The organism is Streptomyces qinglanensis (genome assembly GCF_900111245.1).
Classification (GTDB): Bacteria; Actinomycetota; Actinomycetes; order Streptomycetales; family Streptomycetaceae; genus Streptomyces; species Streptomyces qinglanensis.
Genome location: NZ_FOGO01000018.1, coordinates 41828 through 67563, shown reverse-complemented (window position 1 = coordinate 67563; position 25736 = coordinate 41828). Strand labels below are relative to the sequence as shown.

Here is a 25736-nt window from a genome sequence, read left to right as displayed (position 1 = left end):
CACCCGGCCTCTCCCCCACCACGGCTCCGTCCATGCTGAACCTCCGCCATCTGACCACCGGCCCCCACCCGGTACTGCGCTTCCCGGACTGCCCCGGCCGTCCGTACCGGCCGGACTCCGCCGGCCCGCCGGAACCGGCCGCCGACACCTCGGCACCGGCGACCGCGCAGCACGTGGACGACGCCGTGGCGTGCGATGCGCGCTGGCGTCTGCCTGCGGACGCGCCCCGGATGCGGGCCGGACTGGCCGTCCTGCCCACCGGCCCGGAGGGGATGGTGCCGGACTGCGCCGGTACGGCGCTGCGGGGACTCGTCCGCGCGGGCGTGGTCGCGGTGGTGCTCGCGCCCGCCGCGGCCCCCGCCGGCCATGAGGCCGCCCGAGCGGCAGGAGTGCCGGCACTCGTCCCGGCAGCGCACTGGGACTCCGATGAGACCCTGCGCCGCGTGCTGCGCACCCAGTTGGCGGTGGAGCGGGAGAACGCCCGCGCGACCGCACGGGTGCTGGCCCTCTCCGCGGCCGCGCTGGAGCGGGCGGAGGGTCCGGCGCGACTGCTGCGGGAGGTGGCCGCCGTCACCGGCGGCCTGGTGAGCCTGGTCGAGCCGGGGCATGCCGAGTGGGACCGGCTGGCCGCCGAGCAGCGCCGGACGCTGGAGGAGGTGCGGTGCGGGCGGATCCGCACGGCGGCCGTGCCGTTCCGTGATCGGGAGTTGCTGCTGCACGCGGTCGGAAGCGACCGGCCGCACCGGGTGCTGGCCGCACTCCGCTCCGGAGGCTGGCCCCCGCACCTGCGTCAGTTGCTGGCCCACACGGCGGGGCAGGCGGCACTGCTGGACTGTGCGGTGCGGCACCGCCGCGACCGCGAGGTGTTGCATACCGCTCTGCGGGGGGTGCGGGTGTCCGTGCTGCAGTACCTGATGCTGGGGAACTGGGAGGGCGCCGTACGGGTCGCCGAACCGCTGGCCCGGCTGGGTGCCGCCGAGTACGGCGTCGGCGAAGTCCTGGCCGCCGCACGCGGAGTGGTGGCCGTGGTGCAGCGCGCACCGGAGGAGGACCGCGGGCGGACCGCCACGGCCTGCGAACAGGCGGTGGGCGACGGAGGGCTGGTCGTCCTGTGTCCGGCCGATCCGCGGCACGTCATCGTGGTCCTTCCGCAGGACCCGGACGGCGGCACACCGCTGGCCCTGCTGCGCCCGGTCGTGGAGCAGCGGCCCGGACGCCTCGCCGGGGTCTCGGGGCCCCGGCCCTGGTCGCAGACCGCCCTGGGCTATGAGGCCGCGGTACGGGCGCTGACGGCCGCCCGGAACGATCCGGAGGGCATCGTCCGGGACACCGGGGCCTCCTCCCTCCTGGCGTCGCTGCCCCCGCGGGCACGAGTGTGGGCACACCAGGTCCGCGGCGGGCTGCGGAAGCTCACCGAGGAGCAGCGCTCCCAGGCGGTACCGACCGCCCGCCGCGCACTGTCCTACGGGGCGCTGCGCGCGGGCCGGCTGCTCGGCGTCGACCGCACCACGGCCAACAAGCGGCTCCGGCTGGTGCTGGAGGCAATGGGGCTCGACCACCGGCAGGTCGCGCACCGCGCGGTGGCCGACCTCGCCTTCCAGCTCGCCGACCTGCCGGTCCCGCCGGACCTCGCACCGCAGGCACCTCCCGGGCTGCGGGCGCTGCTGCGGGAGTCACCGGTCGTGGACCGGGCGACGCGAGAGCTGACGGTGCTGGAGCAGGCGGACGACCCCGTGCGGCTGCTGGCCACCTGGCTCGCGCACAACTGCCACGCGGGCGCGACGGCCGCGGCGCTGGGCATGCACCGGAACACCCTCGCGGCCCGGCTCTCGGCGCTGGGCGGGCTGCTGCGGCTGCCGCTGGGCGAGCAGGGAGCCGCCCCGCACCAGGTACTGCTGCTGATGGTGGCCGCCGGGCAGCTCCCGGTGACCGCAGTGCCGGATCCGGCGGGGCCCGGGCGCTGATACGCCGATCCGTGGAGACCCGCGCGCCGCCCGCCGTCCGGAACGGACGCCTCACATGCACAGCCGGCCGCCTCGGATGCATACGGCGCGGTGGCGGCCTGTGTGCCTACGATTCCGGCGTCCGACCGCACCGGCGGGGGAAGCGACGAACGGGCGGGCGAGTATCCGCCTCTCTCAGGGCGTTGCCGCGTGCGCGAACGAGCGGCACCTTCGGACGGTCGCCGGGCGGTTGGGGACCGCCACTGCGCGGAAGCCCGGTGCCGAACCGACTCGCCGCCCTGAAGCCCGGCACGCCGTCTTCCCGCCCCGGCCCCGCGCGCAGGTGCCGGACCGGGGCGCGGTCGGCTCGTACCAGCGAAGCCGCACCCCGTGCGGAGAACCAGGAGTCATCGAATGCGCACCCTTCTGCGCCGGGCCATGGTCGCCGCGACCTGCCTCGGCACTCTCGCCGGCGCGGCGGTCGTCATGGCGCCCCCGGCGATGGCGGCGTCCTGCAACACGACCACCAAGACCGTGGACGACCGCGGGTACTCCGGTCCGTGGGCGGACAACTGGACCCTCAAGGCGACCATGTGCTCCTACCGGTCCGGCAGCTACATCTACAGCTACGCCAAGCTGAGCTGGGACGTGCCGTCCTCCTACCCGAACCCCACCCCGCGGACCTTCGACGCGGCGAAGTTCCGGGTCTACCTCAAGAAGAGCGTCGCCGGCGCGCCGGACCCGATCCGCGCCCACCGCGACTTCGGCCTCGAAGGCCGGATGGAGAAGGGCGACGGTTCCTACACCACCCCGACCTTCCGGCACGCCGTCTCCCGCTACGCGGTCGGTGACGGTGCCTGGAAGCTGAACTGGAACAACGACGGCGACGGCTACGTCCACTACTCCGTCACCGCCTCACCCCGGGTCTGACGGCCCCGAGCGACTCCGGCCGCGCCGTGGTCCTCGCGGGGCCGGGGCGACCCGGCCGCCGAGGCCGCTCCGCAGTCTCCTCCCCCGCCCGCGCGACGGTGCCTCCCCACCGCGGCGGTGCCGGGGGAGGGCCCGCAACGGGGGAGGGCCGGAGGACGTGCGTCCTCCGGCCCTCGGGGCGGGACCCGGTGTCCGGCCTCGGGCCGGAACCGGGTACCCGGCCGTCAGGTCTCGGTGCGGTACATCAGGTCCGTCTCGTGGGTGCGGAAGCCGAGCCCCTCGTAGACCCGCACGGCGGCCCCGTTGTCGGCGTCGACGTAGAGCATGGCGGTCGGCAGGCCCCGCTCGTCGGCCAGGTACCGCAGGCCGATGGTGGTGAGGGCCTTGCCGAGGCCGCCGCCCTGCTCACCGGGGTCGACGCCGAGGACGTAGACCTCGCCCAGTTCCTCCGCCGAGTGCACCTTCGTCCAGTGGAAACCGACCGGCTTCCCGTCCCGCTCGGCGAGGAAGAAGCCGACCGGGTCGAACCAGGGCTCGGCCTTCCGGTCGTCGAGATCGCGCTGGGTGAGGGTGCCCTGCTCGGGGTGGTGCGCGAAAGCGGCGGCGTTCAGCGCCAGCCAGGCCGCGTCGTCCTCGCCGGGACGGAAGGCCCGCACGGTCACCCCGTCCGGCAGCACCGGATCGGGCAGCTCCAGTCCGGCCAGCGGGCGCCTCAACTGGCGCAGCTCGCGGAAGAGGGTCATCCCCAGGCTCTGCGCCAGGTGCCGCGCCGCGGGATGGCCGCCGTGCGCCCAGACCCGCAGCCGCCGCCCGGACTGGTCCAGCAGCGCCTGGCCCAGCCGCCGGCCGTAGCCGTTGCCGCGGCGCGTGGGTGCGACGACGAACTCCCCGGCCGGAGCCTCCACCGGGTCGGTGTCCTCCAACTGCGCGTAGCCGGACAGCACGCCGTCGCCGCCGCGCAGCAGCAGGTGGCGCACGCCCGGGCGGGAGCCGCCGCGCAACTGCAGCCTGCCCTGTTCGGAGACGGCGGGCTGGCCGTCCTCCCGCGCCGCGGCGTCGATCAGCGCCTGGACCTCCCGTACATCGTCCGCGGACACCTCGTCCACAACATCCACGTCACTCATGGGGACGACCCTACGGCGGAACGCGCGGGAGTGGACCGCTCGTCGCTCCGCCGACCGCGGACACGCTCAGCGGGGCGGCTCGGACGGCGGCGGAGTGGGCGCGCCGGGCAGCCGCAGCACCGCCTCGGTTCCCGGGCCGCCGTCCGCGGGGCGCTGGAGCCGCACTTCGCCGCCGCTCTGCCGCACGGTGCGGGCGACGATCGACAGCCCGAGGCCGGAACCGGGCAGGCTCCGCGCCGAGGGGGAGCGCCAGAAGCGGTCGAAGACGTGCGGGATCTCGTCGGCCGGGACACCGGGCCCCTGGTCGCGGACGGTCAGCACCCCGTCCCGCAGCACGACGTGCACGCTGCCGCCCTCCGGGCTGAACTTGAGCGCGTTGTCCAGCAGATTGACCACCGAACGCTCCAGCGCCGCCGCGTCGGCCCGTACATACCAGGGGGCGAGGTCGGTCGTCAGCGTCAGCCGCGGCCCTCGCGGCCGGGCCCGCTCCACGGCGCGCTCCACGACCTCGTGCAGCCCGACCACCGCGGCCCGGGGCGGGGCGACGGAACCGCCCGGCCCGCCGGGGGCGTTCGGGCCGCCCGGACCGGCGCCCTCGCCCTCCGCGGCGTGCGGGACCGCCTGCGGGCGGGAGAGCTCCTGCAGGTCGCCGATCAGCTCGGCCAGCTCGGCCATCTGCGCCTGCACCGAGGAGAGCAGTTCCCTGCGGTCCTCCTCGGGGAGTGCCCGCCCGGTCTCCTCGCTGCGGACCAGCAGGTCGATGTTGGTGCGCAGCGAGGTGAGCGGGGTGCGCAGTTCGTGCCCGGCGTCGGCGATGAGCTGCTGCTGGAGTTCGCGCGAGGAGGCCAGCGCCTCGGTCATGGCGTTGAAGGACCGGGACAGCCGGGCGATCTCGTCGTGCCCGTCCACCGGGATGCGCACCGCCAGGTCCTCGGTGCGGGCGATGTGTTCCACGGCCCCGGTGAGCCGGTCCACGGGCCGCAGTCCGGCGCGGGCCAGCGCGACACCGGCGCCCGCAGCGCCCAGTACGCCCGCGCCGCCCACCAGGGTGAGGATCAGCGCGAGCTTGCGCAGCGACTCCTGGAGCTCGGCCATCGGCCGCGCCACGGAGACCGCCAGCCCGGTGCCCGCGACCGGCGTGGTGCGGACCCGGTACTCGGTGCCGTCCGAGGCGCGCGCCGTGTGCAGGGCCTCGCCGTGCCGCCGCTCGGCCACCCGCACGTCGGCGTCGGCGACGTCCAGCTTCCTGCCGACGATCACGCAGTTCCCGCCGGACGGGTCCACCACCTGCACGGTGGCGCCGAAGGGGTTGGGCGCCGGCTGGTCGGGCGGGGTGCACTGGCCGGACTGCACCCGGTCGACGACGGCGCCGGGCGCCACGGAGTTGTCCCGCAACGAGTCGTCCAGCGAACTGAGCAACTGGGCGCGGACGAGGAACCAGCAGGCCAGCGCGCACGCGGCGACCGCCAGCGCCACCGTCGTCGCGGCCAGCAGCGCCAGCCGGCCCCGCAGCGGCATCGAGACGGCGCGGGCGCCGCCGCGCCGCAGCCGGAAGAGGGCGGTGCGGACGCCGCGCCCCGTGTGGTCGGAGCCGAGGCTCACGTGTCGTCCCGCAGCACGTAGCCCACGCCGCGCACCGTGTGCACCAGCCGCGGTTCGCCGCCCGCCTCTGTCTTGCGCCGCAGATACATCACGTACACGTCCAGCGAATTGGACGAGGGCTCGAAGTCGAAGCCCCAGACGGCCTTGAGGATCTGCTCCCGGGTGAGCACCTGCCGCGGGTGGGCGAGGAACATCTCCAGCAGCGTGTACTCGGTGCGGGTCAGCTCCACCGGGCGCCCGCCCCGGGTCACCTCGCGGGTGAGCAGGTCCATCCGCAGATCGGCGAAGACCAGGGTCTCCGGCTCCTCCGCGGCCTCGGCCTGCGCCTGGGCACGCGCGTAGGAGCTGCGCCGCAGCAGCGCCCGGACGCGGGCGAGGAGTTCGTCCAGTTCGAAGGGTTTGACCAGGTAGTCGTCGGCACCCGCGTCCAGCCCGGTGACGCGGTCGCCGACGGTGTCACGCGCGGTCAGCATCAGCACCGGCACCCGCTGGCCCGCGGCCCGCAGCCGCCGCGCGGCGGTGAGCCCGTCCATGCGGGGCATCAGGACGTCGAGGACGACGAGGTCCGGCTGGTACTCGGCCACCTTCTCCAGGGCCTCGGCCCCGTCGGCGGCGAGCCGGGTCGCGTACCCCTCGAAGCTCAGACTGCGGCGGAGCGCGTCCCGGACCGCGGGTTCGTCGTCGACGACGAGGACGGTCTGCTTCCCGGACGCGTTCCCGGCAGCGTTCCCGGGAGCGTTCCCGGGAGCGTTCCCGGGAGCGGGCACCGGTCCGGACGCGGGCACCGGTCCGGACGCGGGGGCCGACGGAGCGGGCTCCGGCCCCGCGGACGCCTGTGATGACTGGGACGGCTGGGGCGGCTGGGGCGGCGGAGGCGTGGTGTCGGAGGGCATGGCTCCCAGCTTGGCACCGTCCCGGCCGCCCAGCAGGTCACGCAGCGCCCTCACGCACCCCCCTGCCGCAGCGCGTCCAGGTCCTTCTTCACGTCGTCGACCGGGATGGCGAAGCCCAGGCCGACACTGCCGGCGCCGGCCTGCGAGGTCTGGCCCTGCCCCGAACCGGACGAGAAGATGGCCGAGTTGATGCCGATGACCTGGCCGGACATGTTGAACAGCGGACCGCCGGAGTTGCCCGGGTTGAGGGAGGCGTCGGTCTGGATGGCCTTGTAGGTGGTCGTCTCGCCCTGGACACCGCCGTTGTACTGGCCGCCGTCGAACTCGAACGGCCACTCCTGGCCGCCGCTGCCGCTGCCACCGCCGTTCCGCCCCGGCAGCCTCTGCTGTCCGCCGTCCTCCTTGGGAACCTTCACCTCGCGGTCCTTGGCGGAGACGATCCCGCTGGTCACCGTTCCGGAGAGGCCCTCGGGCGAGCCGATGGCGACGACCTGGTCGCCGACGCCGACCGCCCCGGAGTCGCCGAGCTGAGCGGGCTGGAGGCCGTCCTGCCCGTCCACCTTCAGCAGCGCCAGGTCCTTGTCCGCGTCGGTCCCCACAACCTCGGCGTCCGCCGTTCTGCCGCTGCTGAAGGAGACCTTCACGGTGTCGGCGCCGGAGACCACATGGTTGTTGGTGATGATCTGACCGTCCTTGGTGATGACGACGCCGGAGCCGGTCGACTCCCCCGAACCGCTGATCGCCTTGATCTCCACCACGCTGTCCTGGACGCTGCGCACCACGTCGGAGACCGCGCCCTTCGCCGTCGCGTTGCTGCCGCCGACCGCGGGCGCCGCCGAGTTCGTCCCGCCGTGCCCGCCGAGCAACCGCTCCATGCCGAAGGCGGTCCCTCCGCCGATCACGGCCGCGGCCACGGCGACCGCCGTCAGCAGCGCCGCGGGCTGCCGCATCCGGCGGCGGTGCGGGCGCCCGTGCCCGGCGTCGGAAGGGGCGCCGGAGGCACCGGGCTCCGCCGGGTCACCCGCCGCGCCGGGGGCGCCGGGCTCCGCGGCGAAGGCGGCGTGGGGCGGCGCGGCCGGGGGCGGCGGCGGGGGCGGTACGGCTCCGAAGGGCGCCGGCGCCTGCTGCTCGGGCCGGTCCGCATACGGCGGCTGCGGGCCCTGCGGGGGCTGCGTGCCGTGCGCGTCGGATGTGCCCTGCGGGGACTGCGTGCCGTGCGGGGCCTGCGTGCCCTGCGAGGGTCGGCCGCCCTGCGGGCCGTACGTGCCGTGCGGGGTCTGCCTCTCGAAGCTGTCCATGCCCATGAGCGTGCTCCGGCAAGATGAGAGCTCTCTGAGGAGGCGGTGAGAAACCTCCGAGTTCTCGCCCTGCGGCGGCCGTTCGGCCCGCGGCGCTGCGGCTCAGGCCGGATCGCAGCCGCAGGAGCGGCGGATCACCAGTCCGGAGGGGAACTGCCGGACGCGGCCCTTGCTGCCGGGGACGCCGCCGTTGCGCGTCCCGGGAATCCGCAGCGAGTCGTCCAGCACCAGGTCGACGGCGGCCTTCGCCATCGCCTCGCGGTCCGAGCCGACGGTGGTCAGCGGCGGATCGGTCAGCGCCGCCTCCTTGACGTCGTCGAACCCCGCCACGGCCAGCTCGCCGGGCACGTCGATGCCCAGCTCGCGTGCGGCCCGCAGCACCCCGATGGCCTGGTCGTCGGTGGCGCAGAACAGCGCGGTCGGCCGGTCGGGTCTGCTCAGCAGCTCCAGGGAGCGCTGATAGGTGTCGTACCGGTTGTACGGGGACTGGAAGAGCTGCCCCGCGGTGGACTTGCCCGCCTCCCGCATGGCCCGCTCCCACCCCACGACGTGGTCGGTGACCGGGTCGCCGAGCACCGGGGTCTCCTCGACGCCGCCGAGGCAGGCCACCGCGTCGTGGCCGTGCTCCAGCAGGTGCCGGACGGCCAACTGGGCGCCGCCCACGTCGTCGAGGACGACGGCGACGTCGTCGATGGCCTCGGGCCGCCGGTGCAGCAGCACCACGCGCGAGTCCCACGCGTCGATCTCCGCGGCCGCGTGCTCGCTGGGACCGGAGCTGATGAGGATGAGGCCGGAGACCCGCATGCCGAGGAAGGCACGCAGATAGTGCACCTCGCGCTCGTCCAGATAGTCCGAGTTGCCGACCAGGACCATCTTTCCGCGCTCGGCCGCCGCGCGTTCGACGGCGTGCGACATCTCCGCGAAGAACGGCTGGCGGGCGTCCGGGACGACCAGCCCTATGAGGTCCGTCCGCCGGGACGCCATGGCCTGGGCCACGCGGTCGGGCCGGTACCCCAGCTCCTTGATGGCGGCGAGCACCCGCTCCCGGGTCGCCGGGGCGACCGGCCGGGGACCGTTGTTGATCACATAGCTGACAACGGCTGTCGAGGTGCCCGCCACCCTCGCCACGTCGTCCCGCGTCACCTTGGCCACGCCGAGAGTCTACGCGGGATGAGTCGCCCCGCTCCGCGCCCGTCGCCGCCCTTCGCGCCGGGCCGCGGCGGACGGCTCCCGGCACTGCGGTGGCCGGGGCCGGGAGCGGGCTCCCGGGGCCGGCCGGAGAGCTCCGTACCGGCCCCGTCGGCCGTATCGGTCCCCCCGGCCGCACCCGTCCCTTCCTTCGGCCCTACCCGTCCCTCCGGCGGCCTCGGTCCCTGCAGCGGCCTCGGTCCCTGCAGCGGCCTCGGTCCCTGCAGCGGCCTCGGTCCCCAGGGCGGTCCCGCTCCCTCCGGCGGTCCCGCTCCCTCCGGCGGTCAGTCGCCGCTGCGCCGGGACGAGGACGCCGCCTCGCGGGTCACGCGCTCCGCCGCGTCCGCGACGGACCCGGCGCCGGAGGCGGGCTCAGCGGCGGGCGGCCCCTCGGCCTTCTCCGGCGAGACGAAGCGGTACCCGACGTTGCGGACCGTCCCGATCAGGGCTTCGTGCTCCGGCCCCAGCTTGGCGCGCAGCCGCCGGACATGGACGTCGACGGTGCGGGTGCCGCCGAAGTAGTCGTAGCCCCACACCTCCTGGAGGAGCTGAGCGCGGGTGAACACCCGGCCCGGGTGCTGGGCGAGGAACTTCAGCAGCTCGAACTCCTTGAAGGTCAGGTCCAGGACCCGGCCCTTCAGCTTCGCGCTGTAGGTCGCCTCGTCGACCGACAGGTCCCCGTTGCGGATCTCCATCGGGCTGTCGTCCGCGGTGAGCTGACGGCGGCCGGTCGCCAACCGCAGCCGGGCCTCCACCTCGGCGGGTCCCGCGGTCTCCAGCAGTACGTCGTCCACGCCCCACTCCGCCGTGACGGCGGCGAGCCCGCCCTCCGTCACGATCAGCATCAGCGGGCAGCCGGGTCCGGTGGAGCGCAGGAGCTGGCACAGGGAGCGCACCTGCGGCAGGTCGCGCCGGCCGTCGACGAGGATCACGTCGGCAGACGGCGCGTCCACCAGCGCGGGCCCCTCGGCGGGGGCGACGCGCACGTTGTGCAGGAGGAGCCCCAGCGCGGGAAGCACCTCCGAAGAGGGCTGGAGTGCGTTGGTGAGGAGCAGCAGTGAACTCATGCGGTGACACCCTCCCTCGGCGAGAGGGCCCACGTCGGACGTGGTCGGTGCGCTTTCGAACGGCCTCGGTTCCGGTCTCGGTTCTGCACGGTTCGCTTGCCCATGACGTCGAGTTCCCTCCTGGCGCCCTGCGCCGGGGGCGCCACCCGGGCCGGTGCCCGGGGGAATATGGCGGCACTGCTTCGTACGGCACTGCCCGAGGGCCGGGCCGCGGGCCTGTCCCACCGGCCACGACCCCCAGAAAGCACAAAAGGACCCGGGGGCGACGCTGCCCGGATCCTGCTTGCCAGCAGAATACCCGCATGAGAGTCGGAGCGGCATGTGACATCGCTCGCGCCCCCCGCCAGGGTGTTACGCAGCGTACTGACACGACGGCGGTACGGAAGGACCTGCGGACCGCCGACGGGGTCCGGATCGAGGCCCGGTACGAGCCGTACGCGGGCCCGGACACCGGCTCCGCAACCGCCGGGGACCCGGGCGCGATCGTGCTGGCGCACGGCTTCACCGGCTCTCTGGACCGGCCGGCGGTGCGCCGCGCGGCGACCGCGTTCACCGCGCACGCGGCCGTGGTGACCTTCTCCTTCCGGGGGCACGGCCGGTCGGGCGGGCGCTCGACCGTGGGGGACAGGGAAGTGCTGGACCTGGCCGCCGCGGTGGCGTGGGCGCGCGCACAGGGGCACCGCACGGTGGCGACCGTCGGCTTCTCGATGGGCGGTTCGGTCGTCCTGCGCCACGCGGCCCTGTGCCGCGCGGAGTACGGCCGGGGTCACGCAGAGTCAACTTTCGATTCTGTGATGCACAGGGGGCGCACAGACGGGCGCACGGCCGCCCCGGCAAGCCCGCGGGATGCCGCCGACGCGGCGGCAGCCACTCCCGCTCCCGCTCATGCGGACGCCCCCGTCCACACGGACGCCCACGCTCCCGCTCCCGCTCCCGCCCATGCGGACGCCGTGGTGGCCGTCAGCGCGCCCGCCCGCTGGTACTACCGGGGCACGGCACCGATGCGGCGGCTGCACTGGGCGATCCAGCACCCGCTCGGCCGGCTCGTCTCCCGCTACGGGCTCCGCACCCGCGTCCACCACCGGGACTGGGACCCCGTACCGCTGCCGCCCGTCGCCGCCGTCCCGCGGATCGCCCCGGTCCCGCTGCTGGTCGTGCACGGCGACCAGGACCCGTACTTCCCCGTCGACCATCCGCTCTCGCTCGCCGAGGCGGCCGACCCGGAAGCCTGCGAGCTGTGGCTGCGGCCCGGTTTCGGACACGCCGAGAACGCCGCGGACGCCGCGCTGTTGGACCGGATCGGCACCTGGGCGGCCACCCGGCTACGCGCACCCGCCGCGAGGCCGCATCATGGGACCCGCGACCCACACGCCCCGCGGGCCGCCGGAAGCACGCCGGGACACGCCCCGGGACCGGCACCGGACGCCACCGAGGGCACGGACGGCTGAGAGGGACCCCAACCATGGCCAGCGGCACGATCCGCTACTGGGCGGCGGCGAAGGCCGCGGCAGGCACCGCCGAGGAACCGTACGAGGCCGGCACCCTCGCGGACGCGCTCCGGCGCGCCCGCGAGACGCACGCCGAACGGCCCGAGTTCGCCCGCGTGCTGCTGCGCTGCTCCTTCCTGGTCGACGGCGACCCGGTCGGCACCCGCACCCATGACGCCGTCCAGCTCAGCGAAGGCGGCACCGTCGAGGTCCTCCCCCCGTTCGCGGGAGGCGCCCGATGAGCGACGGCCGCCCCGAAGAGCCCTACGGCGGTACGTACGACGGATACGGTCGGCCCGTGCCGCCCGACCCGTCCCACCCGCTGCCCCCGCACACGCCCCAGCCGGGCGCCGCCCCGCCGGACGCCGCCGGGCCCGGGTACGGCGAGCCCGAGTACGGCGGGCCCGGACCCTACGCCCAGGACCCGTACGGGACGGATCCGTACGCCTCGGGGCCCTACGGTCCGGACGCGTACGCCCAGGAGGCGTCTCCCCGGGCCCCGTACGGACAGCAGAGCCCCTACGACCGGCAGGCCGGGTACGCCTACGGGTACGGCCAGCAGTACGGCCAGCAGTACGACCGGGACGGAGACGGCCGGGGCGGCCAGGGCGCCGCGGGCCCGTATCCGTACGGCCCTGCGGCGGACCGGCTGCCCGACCACGGCGAGCGCTCCCCGTACGGGGCGACGCACCCGGCTCCGTACGGGCAGACGCCCGGTCCGTACGGGCAGACGCCCGGACAGCCGCACGAGCCGCCGCACGAGCCGCCGAACGGACCGGCGTACGAGCCGCCCTACGGACCGCCGTACGGACCGGCGAACGGACCGGCGAACGGACCGGCGTACGACGTCTCCTACGACGTGACCTACGAAGTGACCCGGATCGACGGGCCGCAGCCCGGCGGCGCGGCGGCCTCCGCCCGGACCGGAGATCCCTCGACGGGAGCACCCGGGCACACCGGGTCGCTCCCGCACGGGACCCCGTCGGCCCACCAGCCCCTGCCCGCCTCCTCGGGCCCGCTCCGGCCCGGAGGGGCCGGGCAGCCCCTGCCACCGGAAAGCCACACAGAGCACCAGCCGATGCCACAGCACCAGTCCCAGCCCGGACCGCAGTCAGGCCCGCAGCCCGGAGCCCAGCCGGGACCACTGCCCGGCCCGCAGCCCGGAGCCCAGCCGGCACCGCAGGCCGGACCACGACCCCACGGCACCCGGACCGCCCCGCAGCCGCCCCCGGCCCGACAGGCCCCGGCGGACCCGACAGACCCGACGGACCCTGCCGTCACGGCCGCCACAGCGGGCACCGGCAGCGCACGGCAGCGGACCGGCTCCCCGATCATCGCGCCGGGGATCAGGCCCGCCGCCGTCACCGCGGTCCTCGCGGCGCTGCTGGCGGCCACCGCGCCGCTGGGGCACGGTGCGCTCGCGGGTGCGCTCGTGCTGCTCCAGGCGCTGACCGCGGCCGGTTGGTACCGGCTGAACGGGATGTGGCCCGCCCGACAGGGCATCGCGCTGGCGTTCGTGGCCGGGTTGACGGCCGACGCCGGGCTGCTGCTGACCGACGGCGGAGAGGCGCCGACGGTGCTGCTCGGTGCGGCGGGCGTGTGGTGCGTCCTGTCCCTGGTGCTGCAGTTGCGCAACAACTCCAGCCCCGACGAGCGCCTCTACGCGCTCACCGCGGGCTTCGCCGCCATCGGGCTGACGGTGCTGGCCGCCGGGCTGCTCCCGGCCGAGGCCGACGCGGTGACGGTGGGAGCCGCCGCGGTCGGGGTGGCGGCGCTGGCCCGGGCCGTACCGCTGCCCGGGCCGCTGTCGGTGCCGCTCGCGCTGGCGGCCGCGGCGGCCGCCGGGGCCGCGGCAGGCCGGCTGACCGGTGTGGATCCGGTCCCGGCCGCGCTCATCGGCGTGGGCGCGGGAGTGTGCGCGGTGCTGGGGCTGCGGGTGGCCAGCTACGACTGGCCGTCCCGGTTCGTCCATATGACCGCGGGCGTCGCCCTCCCCCTGACCCTGGCCGCACCCGCCGTCCACCTGCTGGGCCGCACTCTGCTCTGACGACAGGCGGCCTGGCTGCAACGGGAGCCTCACTGTCCCCCCACGTCCCAGTCGTCTCCCCACCAACAGCGACCCGAAGCGGGTTACGCTCGCAACCAGCACGCCGACTCATGGGGGGATACGGACACCATGCGCGCACTCCGCACAGGGCTAGTGATCCTGGTGATACTCGCCGGGCTCTTCGTGGCGGCCGACCGCGTCGCGGTGAACCTCGCCGAGGACAAGGTGGCCGAGAAGCTGAAGGGCCGGCTCGGCTCCGCGTCGTCCGGCGACCCCTCCGTGTCCATCGAGGGCTTCCCCTTCCTGACCCAGGTCTTCGGCAAGCAACTGGACAAAGTGAAGGTCGACGTCGAGGGCGTCACCGCCACGGCGAACAACCGCCAGGTGCGGCTGAGCAAGATCACCATGGAAGCCCTCGACGTGAAGCTGTCGAACAACTTCGGCACGGCGGTCGCCGACCGGGCCACCGGCACCGTGCACCTGTCCTACGCGGACCTGTCCAAGGCGGCGGACGACGGGGTACGCGTCAGCTACGGAGGCAAGAACACCTCCGGCAAGGACCAGGTGAAGGTCACCGCAGGCATCGTCCTCCCGGTGGTGGGCCGCAGCATCGAGCGCAGCGTCTACAGCACCGTCAGCGTGACCGGCGGCGACACGGTGCGGCTGCACGCCGACGAGGTGCCCGGCTCCAAGCTGCCCGGTGTCGAGGACGCGATCCGCAAGAAGATCGACTTCGACCGCAAGATCGACCGTCTCCCCGACGGCCTCCGACTGGAGAAGGTCGAGGCGACCAAGAGCGGCGTGGACGTCTCCATGGCGGGCACCGACGTCCGGCTGGCCGGCTGACCCCCGGAAGCCCGAACCCGAGCCCGGCTCCTGCCCCGGGCGGGGCGTCCGGGCGGGGACTCCGCCGCTGGGCGCGGGGCCGGCTTGGGGACGCGGGCCCGGCTTCGGGGCGGGCCGCAGCCTGCCCGCTGTCGAGGCAGTCCGTGCCGGACGTCCGGCGTCGGACTGCCTCGACAGCGGGCTGTCGTTGAAGGCGAGATCATCGGTCCCGCCATCCGAGACGATCGGCTGCCCGCTCCCCGCACCCGCCCGCCCGGCGCCGTCTCCCCGCCCCGGTCGACGGGCCCCTCATCCCGTCATACGGACAAAAACATCTCACGATGCGGATCGACGGTGACACAGCCCCGTCGTCGTCCTTACGATCGAGCGCATGAAGCGACAGGCGGACCTCACGAAGCGCCGGGCAGTGGACCTGTGCCGCATCGCCGCCATGCTCTGTCGCGGCTCCCGCTGACCCGCTGACCGTCCGCACGTCCCGCCGGGACCGAGGCGCCCTGCCCGCTCGGCGCCCCGCCGCCTACCCGCACACGTGCCGCAGCGCAGTCCCGCGTACGTCCCACCGCGCACCGTCGCGCACGACCGGCACTCCGCCGTGCACCCGACCCGTGTCCGCGAGCCGCCGCGTACGCGCACCTGCTCCGCACCCTCCGCCGCATCCACCCACCTCACGAGGAGAGACAGCATGAGCCGCAGCGACGTTCTGGTCGACGCCGACTGGGTAGAGGCCCACATCGACGACCCGAAGGTGGTGCTCGTCGAGGTCGACGAGGACACCTCGGCCTACGACAAGAACCACATCAGGAACGCGGTCCGCATCGACTGGAAGCAGGACCTCCAGGACCCGGTGCGCCGCGACTTCGTGGACCAGGAGGGCTTCGAGAAGCTCCTGTCCGCCAAGGGCATCGCGAACGACGACACCGTCGTGCTCTACGGCGGCAACAACAACTGGTTCGCCTCCTACGCCTACTGGTACTTCAAGCTCTACGGCCACCAGGACGTCAAGCTCCTCGACGGCGGCCGCAAGAAGTGGGAGCTGGACTCCCGCGACCTGGTCGCCGAGGTGCCCGAGCGTCCGGCCACCGACTACACGGCCCAGCCGCAGGACACCGCCATCCGCGCCTTCCGCGACGAGGTCGTCGAGGCGATCGGCACCAAGAACCTGGTGGACGTGCGCTCCCCCGACGAGTTCAGCGGCAAGCTGCTCGCCCCCGCGCACCTGCCGCAGGAGCAGTCCCAGCGCCCCGGCCACGTGCCCAGCGCCCGCAACATCCCCTGGTCGAAGTCGGCCAACGACGACGGCACCTTCAAGTCCGACGAGCAGCTCAAGGAGCTCTACGAGGCCGAGGGCGTCGACCTGGGCAAGGACACCATCGCCTACTGCCGCATCGGTGAGCGCTCCGCGCACACCTGGTTCGTCCTGCACGAGCTGCTGGGCCAGCAGAACGTCAAGAACTACGACGGCTCCTGGACCGAGTACGGCTCGCTCGTCGGCGTGCCCGTCGAGCTCGGCTCCAACTGACCCGACCCCTCGAAAGGACGGAACACCCACATGTGCGGAGCACAGGCAGGCGGGCCCGACGCCGCCACCATCAAGCCGGGCGAGACGACGATCCAGGGCAGCGTGACCCGCGGCGGCGAGCCCGTCACCGGGTACGTGCGGCTGCTGGACGCCACCGGCGAGTTCACCGCGGAGGTCCCCACCTCCGCCACCGGCCAGTTCCGCTTCTACGCCGCGGAAGGCACCTGGACGCTCCGCGCGCTGGTGCCCGGCGGCACCGCGGACCGCACGGTCGTCGCCCAGGACGGCGGCCTGGCCGAGGTCACCATCGCGGTCTGAGCCTCCCAGGGGGTTCGGACCGGTTCCGGCACGCACCGGTACCGGTCCGAGCCCCCATATGCTGGCCGTATGGCACACCGGAAGCTGGTCATCAAGGTCACCGCGGGCGCTGACGCGCCCGAGCGGTGCTCGCAGGCGTTCACCGTCGCCTCCGTCGCGGCGGCGAGCGGTACCGAGGTCAGCCTCTGGCTGACCGGCGAATCCGCCTGGTTCGCCCTCCCGGGCCGCGCCGCGGAGTTCGAGCTGCCGCACGCGGCACCGCTGCCCGACCTCATGGCCGCGATCCAGGCGAGCGGCCGGATCACGCTGTGCACCCAGTGCGCGGCCCGCCGGGACATCGAGGAGAAGGACGTCCTCGACGGCGTCCGCATCGCGGGCGCACAGCTCTTCGTGAGCGAGATCATGGCCGAGGACGTCCAGGCCCTCGTCTACTGAGCGGCCCCCTCGTCCGCCGAGCAGCCCCTCGGGAGGCCCGCCCCGGCCGCGGCGATTAGACTCGGAGGGTCACCGAACACCGCGCAAGGAGAGCCACCCGTGCTTGAGGCATTCTTCACCGCCCTGATGGTCCTGGTCTGCGTCGGCACCGTGGCCTTCGCCGGGCTGACCTTCAAGAAGCTCTACCAGGGCCAGCGCTGACCGCTCGCACGCCCGCCACTCTTAGGGATCGACCAGTTCCATGATCGAGATTCCGTCCGACCTCCACCCGGACCTCGTGCCCCTCGCCTTCCTGCTCGGCAATTGGACCGGTGCCGGTGTGGCCGCCCTCGACGCCCAGGAGGGCGACGAGGAGCAGAAGTGCAACTTCGGGCAGGAAGTCACCTTCACCCACGACGGCCGTGACTTCCTGGAGTACCTCTCGCACTCCTGGGAGCTGGACGCGGAGGGCCGGAAGGTCCGCCCGCTGGAGACCGAGACGGGGTACTGGCGCATCGACGCGGACCGCAAGGTCGAGGTCGTCATGATCCGCGACCAGGGCATCGCCGAGGTCTGGTACGGCGAGCTGGCCGAGAAGAAGCCGCAGATCGACCTGGCGACCGACGCGGTGGCCCGCACGGCGGCCGCCGGCGAGTACAGCGGCGGCAAGCGGCTGTACGGCTACGTCAACGGCGATCTGATGTGGGTGGGCGAGAAGGCCACCCCCGAGGTGCCGCTGCGCCCCTACATGTCCGCGCACCTGAAGAAGGTCGTGGACCCCAAGGAATGGGCCAAGGACGTCGTGGACCTCCCCGACGACGGCATCGCCTTCTTCCGCTGAGGCCCCGGGACGCTGGTTCCGCGCGCGTCCCGCCGGGGACGCGCGTCCCGCGCATGTTCCGCCGGGGGCGCTCACTCCGCCGAGGAGCGTCCCCGCTTCCCGTTCCGGACCGCCCCTTTCCGCGGGGGCCGTCTCCCCTCCCCGCCGGGCACCGCTCCTGCTCCCCCGTCGCGGGGCCTTCCATGTCGCGGGCCCGTCGCGGGCTCGTCCACGTCGCGGGCTCTTCCACGTCGCGGGCCGCCCTCTCGTCCGCCGGGTGTTGCCGCCTCGCTCGACGGCGGCGACGGCCTGTCCGCGGTGCGCGTCTCGGAGGTGTCACGATTGTGAAAGCTGTGAAATAGCGCGTTTCCGCCCGGTCGTTCGGGAACCCTCCCCCGATGCCCCGGCCGAGGCGAATCCACAGGTCACGACGAGCTCCCTACAGCACGAGTCAGATGAATCACTCCCGGTAGCAATCTAATGCGTGTCCTTGAGTGATAAGAATGGCGTTAATCCATTCACCGGCACGAGCGCCGGTGGGGCCCTGTGGCGCGCTCTCGTGCCCTCTTGCCCCGGCGCTCGACCGCCCAACGGGGAAAAGGCTCTTCTGTGAATCGTTCTCGCATAACCTCCGCCGCCGCCACTGTCGCGCTGCTCGGCGGCCTGGCCACCACTCAACTGGCCACCGCGGCGAGCGCCTTCGCGTACGACAGCGGCGCCGAGCTGAACGTCGGCCTGACGTCCGGGATTCTCTACGACAAGAACTCCGGCAAGGTGATGGGCGACGGCATCGGAGGCAACTTCGGCAACCACGGCCCCGAGGCCACCAAGGCCACCGTCACGGTGACCGCCGTCAAGAACGTCACCTTCACCGGCAAGCCGAAGGTGGACAAGGGCACCGTCAAGTCCTGGAGCGCCAAGAAGGTCGTCATCGTGGCCAACCTGGCTGCGGACGGCGACGCGCTGGAGAACATGGACCTTCCGGCCACCCTCTCCGGCAAGAAGCAGACGCTGCGCGCCGTGATCAAGGGCGACAAGCCCGACCCGGACACCAGCAACAACAGCCTCACGCGCACCTACAGCGTGGACGCCACCAAGCCCAAGCCGACCGAGAAGCCCACGGACAAGCCCACCGAGAAGCCCGGCGAGAAGCCCACCGAGAAGCCCACCGAGGAGCCCTCGGACAAGCCGACCGAGAAGCCCGGCGAGAAGCCCGGCGACAACGCCTCGGACGCCAACACCCCGGCGCCCGCGGGCGGCTCCGACAAGGGCAACGGCTCCGACGACGGGAACCTCGCCGAGACCGGCAGCAGCTCCAACACTCCGCTGCTCGTCGGCGGTGCGGGCGCCCTCGTCGTGCTCGGCGGCGCGGCGGTCTTCCTGGCCAAGCGCAAGAAGGCGGGCCAGAACTGATCCCTTGCTCCTTCCGGTAGGACGCGGGTCCGGGTGCCACGGGGGCACCCGGGCCCGTCCCGCTTCTACACTGGACCACGTGGCTACCACCGACTGGCAGAGCGACCTCAGAGCGCGCGGATACCGGCTTACTCCGCAGCGTCAGCTCGTGCTGGAGGCCGTGGACAAGCTGGAGCACTCCACGCCGGACGACATCCTCGCCGAGGTCCGCCGCACGGCCGGCAGTGTCAACATCTCGACGGTCTACCGCACCCTGGAGCTCCTGGAGGAGCTGGGCCTGGTCTCCCACGCCCACCTCGGGCACGGCGCACCCACCTACCACCTCGCCGACCGGCATCACCACATGCACCTGGTCTGCCGGGACTGCACCGAGGTGATCGAGGCCGACCTGTCCGTCGCCGAGCCCTTCGCCACCGCCCTGCGGGAGCGGTTCGGCTTCGAGACGGACATGAAGCACTTCGCGATCTTCGGGCAGTGCGCGAAGTGCGGCGAGAGCGCCGGCACCGACCGGGCCGACCGCGCGGGCAGCGCCTGAGCACCCGCCGCGGCCCGTCGTAGGCTGGGACGCATGTCCTCCAGCAGTTCACGCGGCAGCGCCGCAGCTCCCACACCCAGCCCGCTGCTGAACCTGCCCGGCGGGGTTGCGGCCGAAGCCCCCGACGAGGGCGTCGCCGCCCACTACGGCGACCTGTTCAAGGAGCAGCGCGCCCTCGCCGACGGCACCGGATTCGTGGACCTCTCGCACCGCGGCGTGGTCACCGTCTCCGGCGAGGACCGGCTCTCCTGGCTGCACCTGCTGCTCACCCAGCACGTCGAGCAGCTCCCGGCCGGGCGGACGACCGAAGCGCTGATCCTCTCCGCCAACGGCCACATCGAGCAGGCGCTGCAACTGGTCGACGACGGGACGACGGTGTGGATGCACACCGAACCGGGCAAACAGGACGAACTGCTGAGCTATCTGGAGAGCATGCGGTTCTTCTACCGCGTCGAGATCGCCGACCGCACCCCCGAGGTCGCCGTCGTCCACCTGCCCGCCGGCTCCATCGCCGACGTGCCCGGCAGCACTCTGGCCGTGCAGGAGACGCCGCACGGGCGGGACCTGTTCCTGCCCCGCGGCGAGCTGACCGGCTTCGCCGCCGCGCACGGGCCGGCCGTCGGGGTGCTGGCCCACGAGGCGCTGCGCGTCGAGGCGCGGCGGCCCCGCCTCGGCATGGAGACCGACCACCGCACCATCCCGCACGAGGTGGGCTGGATCGGCTCGGCGGTGCATCTGGAGAAGGGGTGCTACCGCGGGCAGGAGACCGTCGCCCGCGTCCACAACCTGGGGAAGCCGCCGCGCCGCCTGGTCTTCCTGCACCTGGACGGCAGCGAGGTGCGGCTGCCGGCGCACGGCGACGCCGTCCGGCTCGCCGCCGAGGGCCTGGAGGGGCGGCAGATCGGGTTCGTCACCACCTCTGCGCGCCACCACGAGCTGGGGCCGATCGCACTCGCCCTCGTCAAGCGCAACGTCTCGCCCGACGCCGAGCTCGTCGTCGGCCCCGACGCCACCGCCGCCGCACAGGAAGTCGTCGTCGCCCCGTAGGCCGCCGGCCGGCAGGTCCCCAGCCTGTGGAGACCGCGCGCGGGCGGCTCCCCGGGATGCCCCGCGACGGGCTCCCTCCGCCGGACCCCGGGACCGGGGCTCCCGGGGTCCGGCGGAGCCGGCCTCACACCTCCAGGAGCAGGGTGAAGGGGCCGTCGTTGGTCAGCGAGACCTTCATGTCGGCCCCGAACACCCCCGTGGCGACGGTGGCGCCCAGCGCCCGCAGCCGGTCGACCACCTCGGCGACCAGGGGTTCGGCGACGTCTCCGGGTGCCGCCGCGTTCCACGTCGGCCGCCTCCCCTTCCGCGCGTCACCGTGGAGAGTGAACTGGCTGATCACCAGCAGCGGCGCTCCGGTGTCCGAACACGACTTCTCCCCGTGCAGAATCCGCACGGTCCACAGCTTCCGCGCGAGCTGGGCCGCCTTCTCCGCGGTGTCGTCGTGCGTGACTCCGACCAGCACGCACAGGCCCTCACCCGCCATCTCCCCGACCGTCGCGCCGTCCACGGCGACGCTCGCACCGTCCACTCGCTGCACCACTGCTCGCATGCCGCCATGATGCCGTGCCGCCTTATGTGCCCCGGCACGCGGCCGCAAGCCTCCGGAGGAGATCGGTGCGAACAGGGGACACGGAGTGGCACGATGCGCACACGCGGTGCGTTCACCGGTACCGCGCGATGGGGATGAGGGGACACAAGCCCATGAGCACAACCGGAGCGGGCCCGTCCAGGACACCGCGGCGGCCCGGGGCCCTGGAGGCGCTGCGCGAGCCGGAGCGACCGGATCTGAACGCGCTCTCCTTGCGCGAACTGCGGATCCTGCGGCGCTCCGCACAGCAGGACGAGGCGGACCTGAGCTATGTGCGCAGACTGCTGCAGGGACGTATCGACATCCTCGGCGCCGAACTGGCCCGCCGCAGCTCCGCCGGCTCGCCGCTGCTGGACCTGCTGCCGCAGATCCTCGCGGACGGTCCGTCCAGCCACCGCTCCTCCGCCCGGCATGTGACTCTCGCCGCACCGCGCAGCGAGGAGTACCGGGCGCTGGCCGAGGAGATGCTGGCCGAAGTGGAGCTGAGCGACCTGAAGGCCCGCACCGACGGCGAGCTGCACGACGCGACGGCCCGGCTGATCCGCTACGAGCAACAGGTCTCCGGACGCCGCCAGTCGCTGCAGCAGACGGCCGACGAGTGCAGCACCGAGATCGCCCGACGCTACCGGGAGGGAGAGGCGCAGGTGGACGACCTGTTGCCGTAGTGCGGGGCGGGCGTCGGGGCGGGACCGGGACGGGAGGGGCCAGGGGTGTCTGTTCTGCGGCACCGTGCATCCGGTTACGGTGAAGGGCCACATATCCGTCTGCTCCGCACGCCGCCGTACGGCGTGCACCACCGGAAGGTCCCGAGATGCCCGAGATACTCCCCGTGCTCGCCGAGGTCGTCAGGTCCGGCTTCACCGAGGGGCGGCACCGGGGCTCGCTGGTCGTCCTGGCGGCCGACGGGAGCGTCACGTTCGCGCTGGGCGACCCCGAGGCGCCGGTCTTCCCCCGCTCCGCGAACAAGCCGTTCCAGGCCGCCGCGGTGCTGCACTCAGGGCTGGAGCTGTCCGGCGAGCGGCTGGCGCTGGCCGCGGCGAGCCACTCGGCGGAGGGCTTCCACCTCGACCTGGTCCGCACGATGCTGGCCGAGCACGGGCTGACCACCGCCGACCTGAAGTGCCCCGCCTCCCTCCCGCTGGACGCGGAGGAGGCCGAGGCATTCCTGGCGGCCGGCAACACCCGCACCCCGCTGGCCATGGACTGCTCGGGCAAGCACACCGCCATGCTCGCCGCCTGCCGGGCCAACGGCTGGCCGCTCGACAGCTACCTGGACCCCGACCACCCGCTGCAGAAGCTGGTCCGCGAGACGCTGGAGGAGGCCACCGGCGACCCGGTGGCACACACCGGCGTGGACGGCTGCGGTGCACCCCTGATGGCCGTCTCGCTGACCGGGCTGGCGCGCGGCTACCGCGCCCTGGCACTCGCCTCCGCGCAGAGCCCCGAGGGCCGGGTCGTCGAGGCGATGCGCGCCCACCCCGCCCATGTGGGCGGCACCCGGCGGCACGACACCTGGCTGATGCGGGAACTGCCCGGAGCGGTCAGCAAGATGGGCGCCGAAGCCGTGCAGGGAATCGCGCTGCCGGACGGAAGCGCCCTCGCGCTCAAGGTGGAGGACGGCGCTGAGCGCGCCCTGGGGCCGGTGGTGGCGCGGGCTCTCTCCACCCGTATGGGAGTCAGCTCCGCGGTGCTGGACCGGCTGGCGACCGTACCGATCCTGGGCGGCGGCGTCCGGGTCGGCGAGATCCGCGCGGCGTTCTGAGCCCGCGGGGCGAGGCCCGCGCCCGGGCGAAATCCGGGTGCGAGCCGGGTGGGCACGGCCTAGCGTGAGCCCATGCCGACCTCCCTCGACGTCCGCACCCTGGCCGGTCCCGACGCGTATCCGGAGTGGCTGCGCGCCGTCTCCACCGGCTTCTTCCGCGGCCCCGGCGCCGTCGGCGAGCAGGAGGTGGCGGTCCGCGCGCTGGACACGGACCTCGACCGGATCCAGGGAGCTTACGACGGCGGGCGCTGCGTGGGCACCTTCCGTACGCTGCCGCAGTCGCTGACCGCTCCGGGCGGCGCGCTCCTGGCCGCGTGCGCGGTCTCCAGCGTCACCGTCTCGCCCACGCACCGGCGGCGCGGACTGCTGAGCAGGATGACGGCGAACGCGCTGGATGCGGCCAGGGACCGCGGCGAGGTGTGCGCGACCCTGGTCGCGGCCGAGTACCCGATCTACGGCCGGTACGGCTTCGGCCCCGCGACCTGGACCACCGACCGGGAGGTCCTCGTCGCCCGCACGGGCCTGGACCGGCGCTACGCCGGACCGGCCGACCTCGGGGACGGCGGCCGGGTGGACCTGGTGGACGCCGCCGAGTTCCGGGCCCTGATGCCCGCCGTCCACGAGCGGTTCCGCTCCGGCCGGCACCGGCAGGGCGCCATCGACCGCCGCGCGAAGTGGTGGCGCACGGCGACCGGCGAGCTGCGCTTCCCGGACGACGGATTCACCCCCGCGTTCCACGCCGTCTACCGCGACGCGGACGGGCAGCCGCAAGGCGGGGTGTCCTACACCTCCGACGATGTCTGGCAGGCCAAGCAGCCCGAACAGACCCTCACCGTGCGCGACCTGTTCGCCACCACGACCGCCGGGGAAACGGCGCTGTGGCGGTTCGTCCTGGCCGTCGACTGGGTGCTGCGGGTACGGACCGGCTGCCGCGCCCCGGACGACATCCTGCCGATGCTGCTGCCGGACCCGCGCGCCGCGCGCACCGTCACCCACGCCGACTGGCTGTGGCTGCGGCCGCTGGACGTGCCGCGGATGCTGGCGGCCCGCGACTACGCGGCCGCGGACACGCTGGTGCTGGAGGTGCGCGACAAGGACGGCTACGCGAACGGGCGCTTCGCGCTGGAGACCGGCGGGCCACGGGGCGGGGCCCGGTGTGCGGCCACCCGGGAGGACCCGGAGGTGTCGCTGGACGTCCGCGAGCTGGGCACCCTCTTCCTGGGCGATGAATCGGCCGTGCGGTTGGCGGCGCTGGGACGGCTGGCCGAGCACCGCGAGGGGGCGGCGGAGCGGGCGGAGGCCCTGTTCCGTACGGCGCGGCGGCCGTGGTGCCAGGACATGTTCTAGGCGGCCGGGTCCAGTTCCGGGCGGCCGGGTCCAGTTCCGGGCGGCGGCTGCCGGGCGGTTCCCCACCCGGACTCCGGGGCCCGGAGCCCGGGATGCCGTCGTCAAGCCGCCTTCCCCGTGGCGTGGGTTGATGGGTGGGGAAGGCGGCATGACGGCGGTCGCCGCACGCAGCCTGTGCGCACGGTCCGGACGACCCCCCGCCGGTCGTCCGGAGTTCAGGGATGCAGCAGCAGCGTGGCGAGTACGAGGGCCCCGGCGGTGCTGCATCCGGTGTGCCGGGCTTTGAGGCCGATGCTCAGCAGCAGGAAGCCGACGAGGCCGAGGACTCCGTAGCGCACTTGGACCAGTTGCTCGAAGGCGACGACGGCGACGGCTACGGCGAGCGCGAAAAGCGGCATGGCGGTCCCTCCTTCTCGGGTGCGAGAGGAACGGCTGTGCTGGGAGTACCGGAGGTGCCCGCACGGCGTCGGACGGGCGGATGGCTCGGGGCCGACCTGGAGGCAGGACCGGCAAGGTTGTCTGCCAGATCCCGAAAGTTGGCGACCAACTCATTCAATACATTCCCACTTGTCCGCCATCTGGAAACATCTACCGGATAACTAACGGGTTGTGAGGCGGAGTTGTATGGTCATCGCGTGACCAGGAAGCCGACGTCCGCAAGCGGCCGCCGCCCACGCGATGTGGTTGCTGACACCCTTCGCGAGCAGATCCGGACCGGAAGACTTCAGACCGGCACCCGCCTTCCCACCCAGCGGGAGCTGGAAGCGGAGTTCTCCGTGGGCCGCAGTGCCGTCCGCGAGGCTCTGGCAGTCCTCGCCCAGGAAGGGCTCCTGGAGAACGTGGGCCGCGGCGCCTCTCCGACCGTGGCCGAGCCCACGTACCACGCGGAGGCCCCGCGCAGTGCGGGAGTCGAGCTGGCCGACCGGCTGCACGAAGCGTTCCAGGCCGAGCACATCACCGTCGACGCGTTCTCCCTCACCACCGAGACCCTCAACAACGCGCTGGCCTGGCCCGTCCGCCAGGTCATGGACCACCAGCTCACCCCCCGCTCGGTCACCGCGCGCGTCCTGGTACCCAGCCTGCAGGCAAGACTGGCCCTCCCACGGCTCATCGACGACCCGGAGGACCCCAAACCCCGCGAACGGCTGCACCGGATGCAGACCACCTACGTCGACGCGCTCAGCAACTCCCTGCACTCCCTCGCCCCGTTCGGCACCGCGGTGACGCTGACGGTCCGCGCCGTACCGCTCACCCCCACCCACAAGCTCTACCTGCTCAACGGCGACGAGGCGCTCATCGGCTACTACCAGGTCGTCAAGAACGAGGAGGCCGCCTTCCGGGGCGAGCAGCTCGCCCTCTACGACGTGCTCGGCCTCACCGCCAAGCTCTTCCGCTCGGCGCGGGGTCCGGAGGCGCGGGACGAGCAGGAAGCCAGCTTCGTGGCGGAGTCGCAGCAGTTCTTCGACTCCCTGTGGGACACCATCGCCACCCCCTTCGGGTGACCGGCGAGGAAGCCGCGAGAACCGGTTCGGCGGCACCCGGTACAG

25 protein-coding genes are annotated in these 25736 nt (G+C 73.7%); 17 read left to right on the top strand and 8 right to left on the bottom strand.

Annotation, left to right across the window (positions count from 1 at the left end; all coding sequences use genetic code 11):
- The first annotated feature begins 32 nt into the window (after positions 1-32).
- Positions 33-1964 (top strand): helix-turn-helix domain-containing protein, encoded by a 1932-nt coding sequence (locus BMX65_RS28415; RefSeq protein ID WP_075003229.1) that lies wholly within the window; start codon positions 33-35, stop codon positions 1962-1964.
- 393 nt (positions 1965-2357) lie between these two features.
- Entirely contained in the window at positions 2358-2873 is a 516-nt protein-coding gene (locus tag BMX65_RS28410) for a hypothetical protein (RefSeq protein WP_075003228.1), read from the top strand.
- A 224-nt stretch (positions 2874-3097) separates the two neighbouring features.
- On the opposite strand, the gene mshD is transcribed toward BMX65_RS28410, so the two are convergent.
- The 6 genes from mshD to BMX65_RS28380 form a co-directional block, all read right to left on the bottom strand.
- Entirely contained in the window at positions 3098-3997 is a 900-nt protein-coding gene (gene mshD / locus BMX65_RS28405) for a mycothiol synthase (RefSeq protein WP_075003227.1), read from the bottom strand.
- A 66-nt stretch (positions 3998-4063) separates the two neighbouring features.
- A complete protein-coding gene (locus tag BMX65_RS28400; RefSeq protein WP_075003296.1) occupies positions 4064-5515 on the bottom strand; it encodes a HAMP domain-containing sensor histidine kinase in 1452 nt (483 codons plus the stop codon).
- A gap of 80 nt (positions 5516-5595) precedes the next feature.
- Entirely contained in the window at positions 5596-6384 is a 789-nt protein-coding gene (locus BMX65_RS28395; RefSeq protein WP_239502296.1) for a response regulator transcription factor, read from the bottom strand.
- Between the two features lie 158 nt (positions 6385-6542).
- Complete coding sequence (locus BMX65_RS34035) at positions 6543-7796, bottom strand: S1C family serine protease (protein ID WP_075003225.1); 1254 nt, start codon at positions 7794-7796, stop codon at positions 6543-6545.
- Positions 7797-7892: 96 nt separating this feature from the next.
- Positions 7893-8942 (bottom strand): LacI family DNA-binding transcriptional regulator, encoded by a 1050-nt coding sequence (locus BMX65_RS28385; RefSeq protein ID WP_075003224.1) that lies wholly within the window; start codon positions 8940-8942, stop codon positions 7893-7895.
- 320 nt (positions 8943-9262) lie between these two features.
- Positions 9263-10045 carry a winged helix-turn-helix transcriptional regulator gene (locus BMX65_RS28380; RefSeq protein ID WP_075003223.1) on the bottom strand — a complete coding sequence of 261 codons (783 nt, stop codon included), beginning with the start codon at positions 10043-10045 and terminating at the stop codon, positions 9263-9265.
- Between the two features lie 302 nt (positions 10046-10347).
- Between BMX65_RS28380 and BMX65_RS28375 the strand changes: the two genes are divergently transcribed.
- The 11 genes from BMX65_RS28375 to ygfZ all read left to right on the top strand — a co-directional run bounded on the left by BMX65_RS28375 (position 10348) and on the right by ygfZ (position 20491).
- Positions 10348-11493, top strand: coding sequence for an alpha/beta fold hydrolase (locus BMX65_RS28375; protein ID WP_075003222.1), 1146 nt, complete (start codon positions 10348-10350; stop codon positions 11491-11493).
- 14 nt (positions 11494-11507) lie between these two features.
- The gene (locus BMX65_RS28370) at positions 11508-11774 is read left to right on the top strand and encodes a MoaD/ThiS family protein (RefSeq protein WP_075003221.1); all 267 of its coding nucleotides are present in this window, start codon (positions 11508-11510) and stop codon (positions 11772-11774) included.
- Positions 11771-13579, top strand: coding sequence for a hypothetical protein (locus BMX65_RS28365; protein ID WP_177214367.1), 1809 nt, complete (start codon positions 11771-11773; stop codon positions 13577-13579). The genes BMX65_RS28370 and BMX65_RS28365 overlap by 4 nt, the downstream gene beginning before the upstream one ends.
- 129 nt (positions 13580-13708) lie before the next feature.
- Positions 13709-14425 (top strand): LmeA family phospholipid-binding protein, encoded by a 717-nt coding sequence (locus BMX65_RS28360; RefSeq protein ID WP_075003220.1) that lies wholly within the window; start codon positions 13709-13711, stop codon positions 14423-14425.
- Positions 14426-15107: 682 nt separating this feature from the next.
- Positions 15108-15944 (top strand): sulfurtransferase, encoded by an 837-nt coding sequence (locus BMX65_RS28355; protein WP_075003219.1) that lies wholly within the window; start codon positions 15108-15110, stop codon positions 15942-15944.
- Between the two features lie 30 nt (positions 15945-15974).
- Positions 15975-16262: a DUF1416 domain-containing protein gene (locus tag BMX65_RS28350; RefSeq protein WP_075003218.1), complete on the top strand. Its 288-nt coding sequence runs from the start codon at positions 15975-15977 to the stop codon at positions 16260-16262.
- A gap of 69 nt (positions 16263-16331) precedes the next feature.
- Positions 16332-16697: a DsrE family protein gene (locus tag BMX65_RS28345; protein WP_075003217.1), complete on the top strand. Its 366-nt coding sequence runs from the start codon at positions 16332-16334 to the stop codon at positions 16695-16697.
- Between the two features lie 241 nt (positions 16698-16938).
- A complete protein-coding gene (locus BMX65_RS28340; RefSeq protein WP_075003216.1) occupies positions 16939-17517 on the top strand; it encodes a heme-binding beta-barrel domain-containing protein in 579 nt (192 codons plus the stop codon).
- A gap of 588 nt (positions 17518-18105) precedes the next feature.
- Positions 18106-18909 (top strand): LAETG motif-containing sortase-dependent surface protein, encoded by an 804-nt coding sequence (locus BMX65_RS34030; RefSeq protein WP_075003215.1) that lies wholly within the window; start codon positions 18106-18108, stop codon positions 18907-18909.
- 79 nt (positions 18910-18988) lie between these two features.
- Positions 18989-19444 carry a Fur family transcriptional regulator gene (locus BMX65_RS28330; RefSeq protein ID WP_075003214.1) on the top strand — a complete coding sequence of 152 codons (456 nt, stop codon included), beginning with the start codon at positions 18989-18991 and terminating at the stop codon, positions 19442-19444.
- Between the two features lie 33 nt (positions 19445-19477).
- On the top strand, positions 19478-20491 hold the full coding sequence (gene ygfZ / locus BMX65_RS28325) for a CAF17-like 4Fe-4S cluster assembly/insertion protein YgfZ (protein WP_075003213.1): 1014 nt from the start codon (positions 19478-19480) through the stop codon (positions 20489-20491).
- Between the two features lie 124 nt (positions 20492-20615).
- Here ygfZ and dtd read toward each other — a convergent pair whose 3' ends face one another.
- Entirely contained in the window at positions 20616-21041 is a 426-nt protein-coding gene (gene dtd, locus BMX65_RS28320; protein ID WP_075003212.1) for a D-aminoacyl-tRNA deacylase, read from the bottom strand.
- Between the two features lie 152 nt (positions 21042-21193).
- Here dtd and BMX65_RS28315 point away from each other — a divergent pair, with 152 nt between their 5' ends.
- The 3 genes from BMX65_RS28315 (at position 21194) to BMX65_RS28305 (ending at position 24189) form a co-directional block, all read left to right on the top strand.
- On the top strand, positions 21194-21745 hold the full coding sequence (locus BMX65_RS28315; protein WP_177214366.1) for an RsiG family protein: 552 nt from the start codon (positions 21194-21196) through the stop codon (positions 21743-21745).
- A 146-nt stretch (positions 21746-21891) separates the two neighbouring features.
- The gene (locus BMX65_RS28310; RefSeq protein WP_075003210.1) at positions 21892-22842 is read left to right on the top strand and encodes an asparaginase; all 951 of its coding nucleotides are present in this window, start codon (positions 21892-21894) and stop codon (positions 22840-22842) included.
- Between the two features lie 72 nt (positions 22843-22914).
- Positions 22915-24189, top strand: a complete 1275-nt coding sequence (locus BMX65_RS28305) for a GNAT family N-acetyltransferase (protein WP_075003209.1) — start codon at positions 22915-22917, stop codon at positions 24187-24189.
- Positions 24190-24404: 215 nt separating this feature from the next.
- On the opposite strand, the gene BMX65_RS28300 is transcribed toward BMX65_RS28305, so the two are convergent.
- A complete protein-coding gene (locus tag BMX65_RS28300; protein WP_075003208.1) occupies positions 24405-24587 on the bottom strand; it encodes a hypothetical protein in 183 nt (60 codons plus the stop codon).
- A gap of 237 nt (positions 24588-24824) precedes the next feature.
- Here BMX65_RS28300 and BMX65_RS28295 point away from each other — a divergent pair, with 237 nt between their 5' ends.
- Positions 24825-25691 (top strand): winged helix-turn-helix domain-containing protein, encoded by an 867-nt coding sequence (locus BMX65_RS28295; protein ID WP_075003207.1) that lies wholly within the window; start codon positions 24825-24827, stop codon positions 25689-25691.
- Positions 25692-25736 lie beyond the last annotated feature (45 nt).